We start from the raw sequence: 16837 nt of genomic DNA, 5'->3' as shown, positions 1-16837 counted from the left end.
TTGCAAAAGTTTAAATTAAATCAATTCAAGAGCTGAAGTGAACAATTTTATCCCCCGATTCCCGATTCCCGATTCCCGATTCCCTGACAACTGCCACGAAGTCTAAAAAATTAACTTAATCAATCTATCAGTAAAATATCTTTAGTAAGGTTGTGACTAGGATTGCAAAAGTAATCTAACTACTATCACTATTAATCAATTTCAAACAATCTAAATTTCTGTCAAGAAAACTTAACTTGTCTTGATATTTAATAGACCTCTTGCAAAAGTTTAAATTAAATCAATTCAAGAGCTGAAGTGAACAATTTTATCCCCCGATTCCCGATTCCCGATTCCCGATTCCCTGACAACTGCCACGAAGTCTAAAAAATTAACTTAATCAATCTATCAGTAAAATATCTTTAGTAAGGTTGTGACTAGGATTGCAAAAGTAATCTAACTACTATCACTATTAATCAATTTCAAACAATCTAAATTTCTGTCAAGAAACCTTAATTTGTCTTGAGATTTAATAGACCTCTTGCAAAAGTTTAAATTAAATCAATTCAAGAGCTGAAGTGAACAATTTTATCCCCCTATTCCCTATTCCCTATTCCCTATTCCCTGACAACTGCCACGAAGTATAATTAGCAATGACAAAAATATACAGATAAAAAATGGATGATTTTGAAATTGATTTACAAAGGTTGAAGGGAGAGCAAGAACTCATTCTTAACCAAATAGATAATGGTATTGCTCTGTTCGATAATTCTAATCACTTAATTCTATTTAATCAGAAACTGTTAGAAATTTGGGGATTATTACCAGAGTGGTTAGCTCAAAAACCCCATAGCGATGCCATCTTTGCCGAAATAGTTGCTCAAGGTTATTGGTCAACCGAACAATGTCAACAAGTACAAAACTGTCTGCTCAAGATCGAAAGAGAAAGTCAATTATTATATATTGAACAAGCTAATGGTACTTCCCTAAAAGTGGACTGCACACTCACATCAGATGGAGGCCATCTATTGATATTTCGAGATGTAAGTATATATCAACGGTCTCAAGCTAACCTCAATGCAGAGTTAAGAAGATTAAGATTTCTCTTAGGTCTCAACGAACGACTCCAATATTCAGACAGCTTAAGAGAAATTGCCCAGTTTGCCCTCAATTATCTGGTAGAGGTAATGAATGCTGCCTTTGGGGATGTCAAAGTGATCAATGGGGAAGGAAAAAATCGTCAAGCAGGGCCAATTTCTAATCAAATTAATTCTGAATTTATTGCCACTTATGGTAAACCAGCAGTAGCTGACATGGAAAATTTGTTGAAAAAAGGTATTTCTTATGGCCAAGGACTACTATGGCAGGTTGTAGAAACTGGGGAACCGATGTATGTTGAAAATTATGCCAGTCATCCGAATTCAATACCAGGATTTCGTTATCCTGCTATTGGCCAACTAGGTATTTTTCCAATTCCAGCGACAGATGGGACAATTATTGGAATTTTAACTCTCGAATCTCGCGACGTGCAAAAACTACAAGAAGCTGCTCAAAAGGATATGTTGTTTGCAGCTTGTCGTACTTTAGGAGTGGCAATAGAAAGGGCACAGTCTCAAGAACGTCTTCGTCAAATTAATGAAGAATTAGAGCGTTCTTCTCAGTTAAAATCAGAGTTTTTGGCTTCTATGTCCCATGAATTGAGAACCCCACTAAATAGTATTTTAGGGTTTTCTGATTTACTCCAACGACAAATATCGGAGCCGTTAAGCGATCGCCAAGTTAATCAAGTTCGACTTATTCAAAAAAGCGGTCAACATCTATTAGAACTGATTAATGATATTTTGGATTTATCTAAGATTGAGTCTGGGAAAACAGAGTTAAGTTTAGAGGTAATTAATATTCACGAAGTTTGTACAGATTGTTTGAGAATGATTCAGCCACGAGCTGATAAAAAAAGATTGGCTTTATCCCTAGAGTTAGATTATCGTATATCTACAGTTTATCTCGATCAGCGTCGGGTTAGGCAAATAATTATTAATTTACTTTCTAATGCTATTAAGTTTACGCCTGAAGGGGGAAAAGTTAAACTTAGTGGAAGTTTGGCTTATGGTAGTCAAATTCAAGGTGATTATCGACCGGATCGTTCTCCAATTAATTCTAGTACACCCTATTTATGTTTGGAGGTGAAAGATTCTGGCATTGGTATTCCTGAAGATAGATGGGAAATGTTATTTAGACCTTTTCAACAGGTTGACTCTTCTTTATCTAGAAAGCATGAAGGTACGGGTTTAGGTCTAGCTTTGACAAAAAGATTGGCTGAATTGCATGGGGGTACTATGTCTTTAGATTCTCAAGTTAGCAAGGGTAGCACTTTTCGTGTTTGGTTACCATTAACAGAAATGCGGGAAGAATTAATAGTTAATTCTCCATTGAAAGAGGATTTTCAAGTATCTTTGGAGGGTAGTCTTGATGAAAGAGTAGAAAGTGAAAAATCTGCTAGGATTTTGATTGTTGAAGATCAACCATTAAACCAACTTTTAATTTCTCAAGTATTGGAGTTAGAGGGTTATGAAGTTGAGTTAATTAGTGATGGTAAAACTATGTTAGATACGATTAATTCTCCTTTGGTTACTTCTCCAAATCTTCCGAATTTAATTTTGATGGATATTCAGTTACCAGAGATTGATGGGTTAGAATTAATTAAGAGAATCAAGGCTCATTCTATATGGCAGTCTGTACCAGTTATTGCTGTAACTGCAATGGCAATGGCGGGCGATCGAGAAAGATGTTTGAATGCTGGTGCATTGGCTTATCTTAGTAAGCCTTTAAATATTGAGGAGATGATTTCTACTGTAAAGTCTTTGCTGAGTAATTAGAGTTTTGGTATGGAAAGTATGAGTGGTAGGGGTAGGAGTTAGGAGAAACGGGGAGTGAGCTAGGAGGTAGAATTCATTAATGGATAATGGATAATTACCTCTCCCTAAATGGGAGAGGATTGATGCGGTAGGGAAAAAATGTATTTTTTCCCCTTGAAAGGAGAGGCTAACAAAGCTGAATTATTTAATTATTTAATTATTTAATTATTAATTATTCGGTAATAATTGTCCCTCAATTTTTCTACCCAAGTCTCTGCCCAAAATACTCACTTTTTGAGCATTTGGGATTGAAAACCAGGCACTTTTTTTGACCTACAAAAGGCTTGAGTCTTTATCTGTAAATGGGCGCAAGATTTAATCAGCAGAGCAATAATTAGTTAAAGAAAAGAATAAGCAAGAAGCAAGAGACAAGAAGGAATAAATAAGGAATAAATATTGAAGAAAAAAATAGAAGGAGTTGGATAATCTGGAAAAAAGAAAACATATAGTTACACAATAATTTTGTAGTGAGGTTAAAATTATTGAAAGTATTTTTTATTGCTTAGATACATCTCAATAATTTATTTGACAAGATACTAAGTCAAGCAAAAGTTAGAGGAGCAAAAAAAATTAGTGACTTTAATAAAGATAATACTTTTTTTTATTAAAATCATGTAATTACGAGTGAATAAAACTTTCACAATTTGGCTATAGCATTCCTAAACATATCTTCAATTAATGGATAATTGATAATTGATAATTACCTCTCCCTAAAAGGGATTCGACTGCTATATATGATTTTTATAAAATATATTCCTTCTTCTAAATATGTGTAATTAAATGTGTAATTAATTTTGTACAACTAAGTAGGTAGGTGAAAAAATTTACAAGTACGTCCGAAGCGACTGGAGCGGAGCGGAAGGAAGCAATCTCAAGGATTTCAACTGCTTTAAAATTTCCTTACATAGTGACATTTATTCACGCCTACCTACTTAACTTATAAGAGTAATAATTAATAATTGATAATTATTGCTCTGCCGATTAAATATCAAAGCATTGACAGATAAAGGTTTTAGACTTTTTATAGGGAAAAAAGGTGTAACTTTTGAAGCTTGAGCGGCAAAAAAATTAGGATTTTGAGCTGACTATTACAGAAAACTCAAGGAATAAAATATCTGACTACCTCTTCTAAATTCCATATTCTTCCTGACTCTTAACTTCTAGCAAAATACTTTTTCAGGAAACCCTAATTAGAGATAGTTTTCATTATCAATTATCTATTATCAATTATCGATTATGCAGATTCTTTCTGAGTCCTACTTCTAGCAAAATACTTTTTCAGCAAACCCTAATTAGAGATAGTTTTCATTATCCATTATCCATTATCAATTATCCATATTCCTCCTGACTCCTATTTCTAGAAAAATACTTTTTCAGCAAACCCTAACTAGAGATAGTTTTCATTATCAATTATCCATTATCAATTATCAATTATCCATTATTCATTAAATGATATGTCTAACAAACAGCCATGTATTCTAGTGGTTGATGATGAGCCAAATAATCTAATTCTATTAGAAGAAATATTAGCATTAGAAGGCTACGCCACTATATCAGCAAACAATGGCAAAGAAGCATTACAAATTGCTAGTCAATCTCCGCCCGATCTAATATTACTAGATATAATGATGCCTGAAATTGATGGATTTGAAGTTTGTAAATCTTTACGTGATAATCCACAGTTAAAGACAGTTCCCATAATTTTCTTAACAGCTTTAGATGATGAAAAATCTCAATTGAAAGGTTTAGAGTTGATGGGGGATGACTATATTACAAAACCATTTAATACTCGTTTACTTTTAGCAAAAGTAGCTAATATTTTGCAGCTAAATCAAATACGTTCTCAAGCTACGAAATCTCAAAATAGTCAACAAGTAGATGAACAAAGCGATTTACAATTATCAGCAGCATTGCAAATTAATCAGGTTTTATCAGAGAAATTTCGATTGTTTGTACCAGAGCAATTTTTATCAAGAATAGCTCCTGAAGGATTAAATTCTATTCAGCTTGGAGATGGGAAAGAAGAAGAATTAACAGTTTTATTTTGTGATATTAGAGGATTTACCGCAATAGCTGAATCACAAAATGCTAGAGATACTTTTAAATGGTTAAATTCTTTTTTTGAGCGAATGAGTGTTTGTATTTCGGCTAATCAAGGATTTATAGATAAATTTTTAGGTGATGCAATTATGGCAGTATTTGATAAATATGAATGTCATAGTTTAAATGGCTTAAAAGCTGCTGTAATGATGCAGGAAAGTTTGCAAGATTTTAATGTTAATTATCAGAAATATAATCTGAGAGAACCTGTAAAAATTGGTATTGGTATTCATACAGGTTTTGGTGTTATTGGTACTTTGGGTTCTGCAAAAAGAATGGATTCTACAGTTATTGGAGATGTTGTTAATACTGCTTCACGTTTAGAAAGTTTAACTAAGACTTATGGATGCTCAATTATTGTCAGTGAGCAAGTTATCTCTGAAATAGAAATGTGTCAAAATAATTGTCAAATAGCAAAACGGATAGAAACTAAAGATAATAGTCTTAATAACCAAGAAAATTTCAGTAATCAGATTCAAAATAATCAGAATAATCAGCCTAGTTATTCTGACAAAATTTATTACAGGTGGATTGATAAAGTGAAGCTTCGTGGAAAGCAGAAGGCTGTAAATATTTATGAATTATTGGGTACTGAGAAGAATCTGATAGAACCGAAAAAAGTTGCAACTCTATCAATATTTAATAAAGGAGTTAAGGGGTGGAAGCTTGGTAAATATGCAGCAGCTTTAGAATATTTTCAACAAGTAAAAAAGCTCAACTCTATTGATAATATTGCTGGTTTATATATTGAACGTTGCCGAGAAAAACTAGGTTTAGTGCAAATGGGAAAAAATGAAGTAAATTTAGTCGAGCCGAATTTTTAATAAAGATGAAACGACGATTTCTCTCAAGGCAATCAAAGAGGAAAATTTTCTCCACCACCTCCGAGAGCTTCAGCAAATGAAACGACTCTTGCTGATTGAGCAATAAAAGAGAAAAATTTTCACCCTCCACCTCCGAGAGCTTCAGTCAATGAAACGACGATTTCTCTCAAGGCGATAACAAGGAAGGAAAATTTTCACCACCACCTCCGAGAGCTTCAACCAATGAAACAACTCTTGCTGATTGAGTAATAAAAGAGGAAAATTTCCACCCGCCACCTCCGGGAGCTTCAGTCAATGAAACGACGATTTCTCTCAAGGCGATAACAAGGAAGGAAAATTTTCACCGCCACCTCCGAGAGCTTCAGTCAATGAAACGACGATTTCTCTCAAGGCGATAACAAGGAAGGAAAATTTTCACCACCACCTCCGAGAGCTTCAGCAAATGAAACGACTCTTGCTGATTGAGCAATAAAAGAGGAAAATTTCCACCCGCCACCTCCGGGAGCTTCAGTCAATGAAATGACGATTTCTCTCAAGGCGATAACAAGGAAGGAAAATTTCCACCCGCCACCTCCGGGAGCTTCAGTCAATGAAATGACGATTTCTCTCAAGGCAATCAAAGGGAAAAATTTTCACCGCCACCTCCGAGAGCTTCAGTCAATGAAACGACGATTTCTCTCAAGGCGATAACAAGGAAGGAAAATTTCCACCCGCCACCTCCGGGAGCTTCAGCAAATGAAACGACTATTTCTCTCAAGGCGATAACAAGGAAGGAAAATTTCCACCCGCCACCTCCGGGAGCTTCAACAAATGAAACGACGATTTCTCTCAAGGCAATCAAAGAGAAAAATTTTCACCGTCGCCTCCGAGAGCTTCAACAAATGAAACGACGATTTCTCTCAAGGCAATCAAAGAGAAAAATTTTCACCGCCACCTCCGGGAGCTTCAACAAATGAAACGACGATTTCTCTCAAGGCAATCAAAGAGAAAAATTTTCACCGCCACCTCCGAGAGCTTCAACAAATGAAACGACTCCTGCTCTATCCGCAATAAATAAAAGAGGAAAATTTCCACCCGCCACCTCCGGGAGCTTCAGCAAATGAAATGACGATTTCTCTCAAGGCAATAAAAGGGAAAAATTTTCACCGCCACCTCCGGGAGCTTCAGTCAATGAAACGACGATTTCTCTCAAGGCGATAACAAGGAAGGAAAATTTCCACCCGCCACCTCCGGGAGCTTCAGTCAATGAAACGACGATTTCTCTCAAGGCGATAACAAGGAAGGAAAATTTTCACCGCCACCTCCGGGAGCTTCAGTCAATGAAACGACGATTTCTCTCAAGGCGATAACAAGGAAGGAAAATTTTCACCACCACCTCCGGGAGCTTCAACAAATGAAACGACTCCTGCTCTATCCGCAATAAATAAAAGAGGAAAATTTCCACCCGCCACCTCCGGGAGCTTCAGTCAATGAAATGACGATTTCTCTCAAGGCAATAAAAGGGAAAAATTTTCACCGTCGCCTCCGGGAGCTTCAACAAATGAAACGACGATTTCTCTCAAGGCGATAACAAGGAAGGAAAATTTTCACCGCTACCTCCGGAAGCTTCAGCAAATGAAACGACTATTGTTCAATAGTAATAACTAAGGAAGGAAAATTTTATATATTTTCATTTTCTGAAAGCCAATAAAAAAATCGCCACGACAAAGAATTTTTATTTACATCCTCACAAAAAGTGTGATATCATAAATATCATCAGGGGTCACTCGCCTATATACATGACTTTTTATTCAACCAAGAAAGTATTGTTTTTCAATAATAGAACTCAGTTCCACTTTTCGGTTGTCGCCGACAGGTTAAGCGGAGCAAGTGCAACAGCTATATCGCGAACGTTGTAGAAAAGAAAATCAACCTCAAAGACATCAAATAAGTTCTATAGGACCAGAAATTATCAGGCAGAAAGCAGAAGGCAGAAAGTAAATTCCTCAAAAATCTACTGCCTATTCCCTACTGCCTACTCCCTATTTTAACCAAAACGACCACTTACATACTGTTGAGTCGCTTCTTCCTTTGGGTTTTGGAAAATATTGTGAGTTTCATCAAATTCCACTAAATAACCAAAGCGTTTACCACCCTCTTCAGCTTTCGCATTAAAAAAGGCAGTTACATCAGCAACCCTAGTCGCCTGCTGCATATTATGAGTCACAATAATAATAGTATAATTTTCCTTGAGTTCGTTAATTAACTCCTCTACTTTAATAGTAGAAATAGGGTCAAGAGAAGCACAAGGTTCATCCATTAAAACCACATCCGGACTAACAGCAACCGCACGAGCAATACACAAACGTTGTTGTTGACCTCCAGACAAAGCAAAACCACTTTGCCCCAATTTATCCTTAACCTCATCCCATAAAACAGCTTGTCGTAGCGATCGCTCGACTATTTCATCCATTTCTTCTTTAGATTTAGCCAAACCATTAATTCTAACTCCATAAGCAATATTATCGTAAATTGACTTAGGAAAAGGATTAGGTTTTTGAAACACCATTCCGATACGACGGCGAATTTCTACAGGATCAATATCCGAGTCATAAATATTTTGATTATGATAAAGAATACGACCTTCTAAACGGAAAATACTAATCAGATCATTCAGACGATTAAAGCATCGTAATAATGTACTTTTACCACAACCTGAAGGTCCGATAAAAGCAGTTACTTTATTCTTAGGAATTTCTAATGAAACACCTTTTACGGCTTTAAAATCTCCGTAATAAATGTCAACGTTTTCTGCTGAAAGAGCAGGAGCAGAATTTTGTTTAGAAAGATTTACTTGAGACTCCGGCATAAAATATAACCTCGTAATTTTAATTTAGTCTAAAAATTATTTTTGTATCTATTATTTAGGATATGCTGAACAAATTTTTGCTGAGAATAGGCAAGAAGCAACAGGTAAGAGTGTTTTTGAGATTTAATCGGAATGAAATCTTCCACCATCAGAGTTTAAAAAGTAAATTAGTTTTGAATACTTCAGTTACTGTAATTACTAATTATCTTAATCAATCAAAAATTTTATTCAAAACTTCGATCTTAGTTTGTCTTTAAAGCTGAGATTTTATCGTTTAAAAGTAATATTTCATAAGATTTCTTGCAGAAGTCAGGGAATGGGGAATACAGGGATGAAATTGTTGATTTCATATCTGGCAATTGATTGAATTAAAATTTTTGTAAGATGTCTATAGAGTTTGTAAATTTACAGAGAAATATTCATCTATCTATCAACTTACTTTTCCAGGTGTTATACCAATTTGATAAATGTTTGCGAAAAATAGTTAGGGTATTTTTAGGAGTCAGGAGTCAGGAGTCAGGAGTCATAATGAATAGTTTAAATACCTTTTTTCAGGGATTAAATCACTTTTTTTATCCAAAGATACATCTCCTAGAAAATATTTTTGTTACCCTTATTATTCGTAACATTCTTTTTTCAAAATGGTATTATTCGTATGGAGAATTACTCCTAATTCCTCTCCATAAATCAGCATAAGCATTTGGAAGCAGAATAATTTGCACAAAATTTTGGTTATTTATTTTCCCTAAATTAATGTCTTGTTTCCATTGAGCGATTATTCCCTATTACTAATGTTCCAATCTGGTGTTCCAATCTGGTTTTCTAGTAGATTATTAATTATTATTCTGCTTGCTTGATGTACATAAATCTCTACTTTAAAACTACATTTTGTCGTTAATTTATTGATTTTATTTGAGGTTAAACATTTTTCAGTTTGTTTTTGTAATTGACTCTGTAATTCTCCTTATTGTGAAATTTTTCAACCAAATTGCTATTAGTTATCTCAATTTATTTTCCCTGATAGACCCAAAAGGCATAAATTAATTTCTCCTCAAAACCTAACTATTAGTTAATCATCAAAACTTCTTCTGACTGGTTGCCCAACGAGAAAGAATACTGGTAATTAAAACCAATAAAATTAGCACCAAAGATCCTGCCCAAGCAAACTCTTGTAAAACCAAGTCAAAGCTACGAGCAAACTCATATACTAGATATGATAAAGATGGCAATGTAGGAGAAAATAAAAAATCAAAAGATGGTAACGGTACTTTGATAAAATCAATAAATGGTACTAAAGAAATCCACTTAAAAGTAATAAGACGAGGCCAATTATTTGAATAAACCACAGTAAAAAGTAGTGGAGCTGTTTCTCCAGCAGCACGAGCAATGGCAAGAGTAATACCTGTAATGATACCTGGTAAAGCAGCAGGTAAAACTATCTGTAAAACAGTTTGATAATTAGAAGCACCAACTCCTACAGATGCCCATCTAATATCTCTAGGAACTATTTGTAAAGCTTCATCAGTAGTTCTAATAATAGTAGGTAACATCAAAATTGATAAAGCAACTCCTCCAGCAAATGCTGAAAAACCCATAGTTAAAACCAGTAAAGTATAGGCAAATACCCCAGCAATAATTGATGGTACACCACTCAAAACATTAGTAGCAAATCGAATTGGACGGGCAGTTACTTCGTCACTAAATTCTGATAAATAAACTGCTGCTAAAATGCCAAAAGGTACAGCAATTAAACTAGCGATCGCTACTACCATAATTGTACCTAAAATAGCATTAGCAATGCCACCTGTAGTTTGACCTGCTGCGGGAGGTAATTTAGTAAATAAATCTAGGTTTAAACGAGCTACTCCTTTGATAAAAACATAAATTAATACAGCAAAGAGAGGGATAAGAGTGATAAATATGCAAGCACCTGATAATGCTGTCATCACTTTATTGAAAATTTCCCTTGGTTTTTTAGGATTTCTTTTGAGGTTAATAATAGATTCAGAAGATTGTGGGTTGTAGGTAGTATCCGCCATAATTAATTAAGATGATATGAGCATAAAAATTGGTAGTTCTAATGAAATTTAGTAGGTCAGCGTTAAAAATTATTGTTATAACTAACCTAGAGGAAAAATAATGAATATTGATTACAGAGTCTTTAAACATCTAGGGATTAATTATCCATTATTAATTAGAGACTGTTTTTCAATCAAAGATTAAGAAGGCTAGAGTGCTTAATGTTCCATGGGTGGGGTGCGGAAACTTAAACTTTGGCTACGATTCACGTATTATTGCCACCTAATCAACCCTACGCCTGGATTTAATATTCCTTTTACAAACAGTCTATTATTAATTATTAATTATTAATTATTAATTATTAATACTTAGCCTTAATTTTATTCACAACCCAATTAGCTAATATATTTACAATTAGAGTTAAAGCAAACAAAACAACTCCTGTATACATCAGAGCAGAAAGTTGTAAACCAGAAGCTTCAGCAAATTGGTTTGCCATCAAAGAAGCAATAGTATTAGAAGGAGCAAAAAGGGTAACTTTAATCGAATTAGCATTACCAATTAACATTGTTACAGCCATAGTTTCTCCCATTGCTCTACCCAAACCTAACATTACACCACCAACAATTCCTGAAAAAGCTGCTGGAATTAATACTCTAATAATAGTACCCCAACGGCTAGCTCCTAAACCTAAAGAAGCTTGTCGTAATTCAGGTGGTAGACTTGCCAGAGAATCACGAGAAATTGCCGTAATAATTGGCAAAATCATTATTGATAAAATAATAACGGCAGGAAACATTCCCGGACCTCCAGCACGAACCCCATCAGGAATAGAAAAAAGTGGAATCCAACCCAGATATTTACCCAGAAAAGCTTCTATTGGTTCTAGAAAAGGAAGCAAAACATAAATACCCCATAAACCATAAACTACACTAGGAATAGCTGCTAGTAATTCCACCATAAAAGTTAATGGGGTACTAATTTTTGGAGGGATAAAATTTTCACTTAAAAATATTGCCGTACCGAGACCAAGAGGAACTGCAATAAACAGAGATAATACTGAACTAACTAAGGTTCCAACAATCATTGGCCATGCGCCATAATCTTCTTTAACAGGGTTCCAAACACTTTTAAATAAAAAGCTAAAACCAAATTCATTCAGAGATGGTATTGCTTGGGAAGCTACTGTTAAAGCCATTAATATGAGAATAGCTGCTATACCCCAAGCAAAAATTTTAGTTAGGGCAATAAAACCATTATCAAAGGTTTTTTCTGCATTACTCCGAGACCGAGTATCTTGTTGAACTTGAGATTTTGCAACCATATAATTTTTTAGCGAAAAATAAAGGTATAAAGCCTCTCTTTTTAAGGAGAAAAAAAGTTCTAGGATATTTCCTTATATTCAATTCCGTTACCGAAAAATCAAGGTTTAAAGCCTCTCCTTTCAAGGAGAAAAAGCGGTTGAGGGATGGATTGGTTACCTAACCATATCCAATCAACCAAGAGAAGAAAAAAAATTTTCTTTTTAACCAATCCTCTTATTAAAAAGAAGAGGTAATTATTAATTATTAATTGTTAATTATTAATTATTGAAGGTTTTCCTTGAGGTAATTATCCATTAATGAAGTCTATCTAGCGCCAATAGGTATATAGTTCATAAAAATATATTCAAATAGAACATTTCTTCCAGTCATTTTATTTTTATATCTAGGAAGACGAGGACGAGATTTAAACTTTGATTGGTTCTGTTTATAAACTTTAAAAGCTTTTACAGTTTTTATCTAGTATCATCAATATTTGTTGAGATACTTTAGCTGGCATTGCTTGATAGTTTACTTGATTAGAGAGTGTACGCAGTAAGTCATAGTAAGATAGATTCTTATTTTCAAATATCCAAGACTGACGAACTAAATAATTAGCATGAGTTTAAGAGATTTTTAGACAAGAAACATAGTCTGTCAATTTCAGCATAAAACCGATGTATTGCTTGAATCATAAATCTCTCAACTAATTTCATAAATCAAGGATTTAAAATTATATTAGGATTCGAGTAGTTCGGAATTTTTATAACTATTTAGTCTGGAACTCTCAGACAATTTCATTATACTATAAACAGGTCGTCAAGATTTATTAAATCTTGTCAGATATTTAATAAATTTTTTGTACAAATAAACGAATATATTTGACATAATTTGACTACATAAGACTAGATTTATCTCTAACTTTCATCATACCTTTTTCAGCCGTGATTAAGTTAATTTGATAGATTGTCTAAGACTAATATTCAGGTTATATGACATTGCCAAAAATCACAATAAATTTAATTCAGAATTCTGAGTTCTGAATTAAATTTTTTTTTGATGCTATTTGAGAGTCATATTGTAATCTGGACTGATTTTGTCGGCAGTTTCTAGAACTTTTTGACGTACATTATCAGGTAGAGGAATATAACCTAATTCAGCACTTACCTTTTGTCCTTCATTTAAGCCATATTCAATCATTTTTTCCATACCTTGAGCTTTCGCTGGATCATCATATTGACGATAAGCAAGCATCCAAGTGTAAGTTACTATTGGATAAGAATTATCCCCTTCTGGATCAGTAATAAAAGCTCGTAAATTTTCAGGTAATTTAACTGCCGCTAAAGTTGCGGATGCTGATTCAAATTTAGGCTCAATATATTTACCAGATTTATTTTGCAGGGCAGCCATATTTAGACCAGCATTATTAGCATAACCATACTCAACATATCCTATTGCTCCCTCAGTTTGACGAATCAAATTAGCTACACCATCATTTTTCTGACCACCAACACCTACTGGCCATTGAACAGTTTTGCCTTCCCCTACTTTCTCTTTCCACTCTGGACTAATAGCACTTAAATGCTTAGTGAAAACTCCAGTTGTACCACTACCATCAGAACGAGATACAACCGTAATTGTTTTGTCTGGCAAAGTTACGCCAGGATTAATTGCTGTTATCTTTGGCTCGTTCCATTGTGTAATTTTACCCAAAAGGATATCTACATAAACTTCTCTAGAAAGTTTGATATTAGGAACATTGGGCAAATTGTAAGCTAAAACAATACAACCCGCAGTCATTGGCAGTAAGATAACTCCTCGTCCTACTTGGGCAATTTCCTCATCTTTCATTGCCACATCAGAAGCACCAAAATCTACCAATTCTTGAGTAAATCTCTCAACACCAGCTCCACTACCCACTGACTGATAATCTACTTGTAGATTAGGGTCACTATTACTCAGGTCTTGAAACCAACGTTGATAAATAGGTGATGGAAAAGAAGCTCCAGCACCAACTAAGTTTACTTGACCACCACCACCACAGGCAGCTAAACCAATTGTTAGAGCTACTGCTGATACTCTGGCAGTAATACGAGTTATTCCAGAAAGATTTATACCAAGTTCCATAATTATTTAGATTTTTATATTTCTCTAAACATCAAAAAGAATAAATCAAAGCTTAACATATTCAGGTTAAAGAAAGGTTAATCCTTGTTTATTATTGTGAATTATTGGGTTAAACATTTGGAAATGTTCCTCAAATTGTCTGAGAAAAATTCTGTAATTTTAAGTCGAATCAAGATACTATGGGAAATAGTTGAGAGTATCACCACTAAATCACAAATTACAGTGGGAGTTATTGTCTTAATTTAGGTAAAAAATAAACTGAGTTTTATCCTCATCATAATAAGATATGAATCGTTAGTTATAAATCAAGTTTTATTTCCTTACTAATGAGGATAAAGAAAATGGATTAATGTTAATCTCTTCAAGGAAAATATTAGTTCTTAATTTAAGGTTGGTTTTTCTGAATCCCACCTTTACTTGGTTATGCTTCGCATTCTTGAACGGTGATAATTTCAAATAATAATTAATAGCATATTTGTTCATCTATCATAACCTAATAAGTATTAGTCATTTGATGCTGTTTTAAGATTAGTTTTTACCGAATAATTAATAATTAATTCACCTTTAAAGCTTCCTCAATAAAGCGGAAAAAGCGTTCGTTTGCTCTCAAGTGAAGCGCAAGAACAACGAGTTTGATTTTTCAAGATTCTGTGCAACTTTACATAAAATTTGTATCAAAAGCTGATAGCTGAATGCTAATAGGTGAAGGCTTACTTATAAACACTTTGACTTAGATTAATTTTTACCTTTTGTTATTTGCTTAGATTTGGGTTTGTATTGGTAAATTAAAATAATTAACCGTTGTGATTTTTAATAGTATGACTATCTATTCTGACTCCTGACTCCTCAACCATAACCTAAATATTTATAGTCAAAATTTACTAAAAAATTCAAGTTTAAACCCTCTCCTTTCAAGGATAAAAAAGCGGTCTATCCAATCGACAAAGAGAACAAAAAAATTACTTTTAACCAATCCTCTTCTTTTTTAAAATATGTAATTAATAATTATTAATTATTAATTATTAATTATTAATTATTAAACCCTTCTTTTCTATAAAAATATAAGAAGGGTTGAATTAGTTTTCACTACCAATTATTTAAGACTAATTTGATAGCCAGAGCTAATTTTATCCGCTGCTTTAGCAACTGTTTGACGAACATTATCAGGCAGTGGAATATAACCTAAATCAGCACTTACCTTTTGCCCCTCATTTAATCCATATTCAATCATTTTTTCTATACCTCTTGCTTTAGCTGCATTAGGATATTCCTTATAAATCAGCATCCAAGTATAAGTAACGATAGGATAAGAATTACTACCTTCAGGGTCACTAATAAAAGCACGAAGATTTCCAGGTAATTTTACTGCTGCCAGAGTAGCTTTAGCAGATTCCAAAGAAGCCTTAACGTAATTACCTGATTGATTTTCTAGAGCTGCAGTAGGGAGACCAGCACTTTTAGAAAAACCAAACTCAATGTAACCTATGCCACCTCTGGTTTGACGAATTAAAGCAGCTACACCGTCATTTTTGGCACCACCAACTCCTGTTGGCCATTGTACAGTTTTACCTTCCCCTACTTCTTTTTTCCATTCTGGACTAATAGCACTTAGATGCTTGGTAAAAACTCCTGTAGTTCCACTACCGTCAGAACGGTGAACTACAGTAATTGGTAGATTTGGTAAATTTACGCCCGAATTAATAGCAGCAATTTTTGAGTCGTTCCACTTTTTAATTTTACCCAAAAGGATATCTACATAAACTTCTCTGGATAATTTCAGATTGGATACACCTGGTACGTTGTAAGCTAATACAATACTACCCGCAGTCATGGGCAACATCATAACTCCTCGGCCTACTTTGGCAATTTCATCGTCTTTCATTGCCACATCACTAGCACCGAAATCTACCAATTCTTTAGTAAATCTTTCAACACCAGCACCACTACCAACTGATTGATAATCGACTCCGACATCAGAACGACTATCTCTCATATCAGCAAACCAACGTTGATATAGGGGTGCTGGAAAAGATGCTCCTGCACCTACAAGATTGACTTTTTGTTGAGCGAAGCTATACTTTACTCCAGCAATTGTAGTAGCTAGACCAATTGTTAACGCTACTACGGAGGCTTTAGAAGTATTACGAATTATTTGACTAAAATTGATACTAAATGTCATAAGTATTAAAGTTAGATATTGATTTTAAGCAAAAGTCACAATTGCATTATATTTGAACATACTGAAATTAAAAATAGGTTAAGAAAATATCAAGTAAAGGTTAACTTCTCAGAGCGCGGGACTTATGTTCTCGCGCTGTATGCGAAGTATCAGCATCGGGATACATGGAGTCTCGCCGCTTGCTGAGTGGGTTTCGATGCCCCCGAAGCAAGCATTTACCACCGCACTCTATTCGTGGTAAAATAACTCCATGCTGAACATGAACTACACTTACCGAATCTATCCAAATGCCGCACAGCAGACCGAACTGCTGGAGTGGCTTGAGACCTGCAGAGGCGTGTACAACTACGCTTTGCGCGAACTCAAGGACTGGATTGCTTCGCGTAAGTGCTCGGTGGACAGGTGTTCGTTGGAGAACGAATACATCATTCCGGCCGATGAACCGTTCCCGTCTTACCACCGTCAGCAAAACAATCTGCCCAAAGCTAAGAAGCAACTTCCGCATTTGGGCCAGGTACATTCTCAGGTTTTGCAAACTACGATTC

12 protein-coding genes are annotated in these 16837 nt (G+C 34.6%); 3 read left to right on the top strand and 9 right to left on the bottom strand.

The genetic code is table 11. The features are described from left to right. The first annotated feature begins 656 nt into the window (after positions 1–656). Entirely contained in the window at positions 657–2855 is a 2199-nt protein-coding gene (locus F6K40_RS04570) for an ATP-binding protein (protein WP_293132006.1), read from the top strand. A 1493-nt stretch (positions 2856–4348) separates the two neighbouring features. Next, complete coding sequence (locus F6K40_RS04565; protein WP_293132003.1) at positions 4349–5818, top strand: response regulator; 1470 nt, start codon at positions 4349–4351, stop codon at positions 5816–5818. 166 nt (positions 5819–5984) lie between these two features. Here F6K40_RS04565 and F6K40_RS04560 read toward each other — a convergent pair whose 3' ends face one another. The 9 genes from F6K40_RS04560 to pstS (F6K40_RS04520) all read right to left on the bottom strand — a co-directional run bounded on the left by F6K40_RS04560 (position 5985) and on the right by pstS (F6K40_RS04520) (position 16292). Then, complete coding sequence (locus F6K40_RS04560) at positions 5985–6113, bottom strand: hypothetical protein (RefSeq protein WP_293132000.1); 129 nt, start codon at positions 6111–6113, stop codon at positions 5985–5987. 91 nt (positions 6114–6204) lie between these two features. Further along, the gene (locus F6K40_RS04555) at positions 6205–6408 is read right to left on the bottom strand and encodes a hypothetical protein (protein ID WP_293131997.1); all 204 of its coding nucleotides are present in this window, start codon (positions 6406–6408) and stop codon (positions 6205–6207) included. Positions 6409–6434: 26 nt separating this feature from the next. Then, complete coding sequence (locus F6K40_RS04550) at positions 6435–6650, bottom strand: hypothetical protein (RefSeq protein ID WP_293131994.1); 216 nt, start codon at positions 6648–6650, stop codon at positions 6435–6437. 285 nt (positions 6651–6935) lie between these two features. Then, the gene (locus F6K40_RS04545; protein WP_293131991.1) at positions 6936–7064 is read right to left on the bottom strand and encodes a hypothetical protein; all 129 of its coding nucleotides are present in this window, start codon (positions 7062–7064) and stop codon (positions 6936–6938) included. Positions 7065–7844: 780 nt separating this feature from the next. Then, positions 7845–8666 (bottom strand): phosphate ABC transporter ATP-binding protein PstB, encoded by an 822-nt coding sequence (gene pstB, locus F6K40_RS04540; RefSeq protein ID WP_293131988.1) that lies wholly within the window; start codon positions 8664–8666, stop codon positions 7845–7847. Positions 8667–9742: 1076 nt separating this feature from the next. Continuing rightward, positions 9743–10705, bottom strand: coding sequence for a phosphate ABC transporter permease PstA (pstA, locus tag F6K40_RS04535; RefSeq protein WP_293131985.1), 963 nt, complete (start codon positions 10703–10705; stop codon positions 9743–9745). A gap of 341 nt (positions 10706–11046) precedes the next feature. Beyond that, on the bottom strand, positions 11047–12009 hold the full coding sequence (gene pstC, locus F6K40_RS04530) for a phosphate ABC transporter permease subunit PstC (protein WP_293131982.1): 963 nt from the start codon (positions 12007–12009) through the stop codon (positions 11047–11049). 1039 nt (positions 12010–13048) lie between these two features. After that, complete coding sequence (pstS, locus tag F6K40_RS04525) at positions 13049–14113, bottom strand: phosphate ABC transporter substrate-binding protein PstS (RefSeq protein WP_293131979.1); 1065 nt, start codon at positions 14111–14113, stop codon at positions 13049–13051. Positions 14114–15206: 1093 nt separating this feature from the next. After that, a complete protein-coding gene (pstS, locus tag F6K40_RS04520) occupies positions 15207–16292 on the bottom strand; it encodes a phosphate ABC transporter substrate-binding protein PstS (RefSeq protein WP_293131977.1) in 1086 nt (361 codons plus the stop codon). 250 nt (positions 16293–16542) lie between these two features. On the opposite strand from pstS (F6K40_RS04520), the gene F6K40_RS04515 reads away from it, so the two are divergent. Continuing rightward, positions 16543–16837, top strand: a 295-nt coding sequence (locus F6K40_RS04515) for a helix-turn-helix domain-containing protein (protein WP_293131974.1), incomplete at its 3' end; no start/stop codon positions are given.

The sequence above is a fragment of the Okeania sp. SIO3I5 genome (genome assembly GCF_010672085.1).
Classification (GTDB): Bacteria; Cyanobacteriota; Cyanobacteriia; order Cyanobacteriales; family Microcoleaceae; genus Trichodesmium.
The sequence above is the reverse complement of the archived record's forward strand: the minus strand, read 5'-3'. Positions and strand labels throughout refer to the sequence as shown.

What these genes read in the sequence shown, in the direction of transcription:
- F6K40_RS04565 (WP_293132003.1), top strand. Translation starts at nt 4,349, where the DNA reads ATGTCTAACAAACAGCCATGTATTCTAGTGGTTGATGATGAGCCAAAT.
- pstC (WP_293131982.1), bottom strand. Translation starts at nt 12,009, where the DNA reads ATGGTTGCAAAATCTCAAGTTCAACAAGATACTCGGTCTCGGAGTAAT.
- pstA (WP_293131985.1), bottom strand. Translation starts at nt 10,705, where the DNA reads ATGGCGGATACTACCTACAACCCACAATCTTCTGAATCTATTATTAAC.
- pstS (WP_293131979.1), bottom strand. Translation starts at nt 14,113, where the DNA reads ATGGAACTTGGTATAAATCTTTCTGGAATAACTCGTATTACTGCCAGA.
- pstS (WP_293131977.1), bottom strand. Translation starts at nt 16,292, where the DNA reads ATGACATTTAGTATCAATTTTAGTCAAATAATTCGTAATACTTCTAAA.
- F6K40_RS04570 (WP_293132006.1), top strand. Translation starts at nt 657, where the DNA reads ATGGATGATTTTGAAATTGATTTACAAAGGTTGAAGGGAGAGCAAGAA.
- pstB (WP_293131988.1), bottom strand. Translation starts at nt 8,666, where the DNA reads ATGCCGGAGTCTCAAGTAAATCTTTCTAAACAAAATTCTGCTCCTGCT.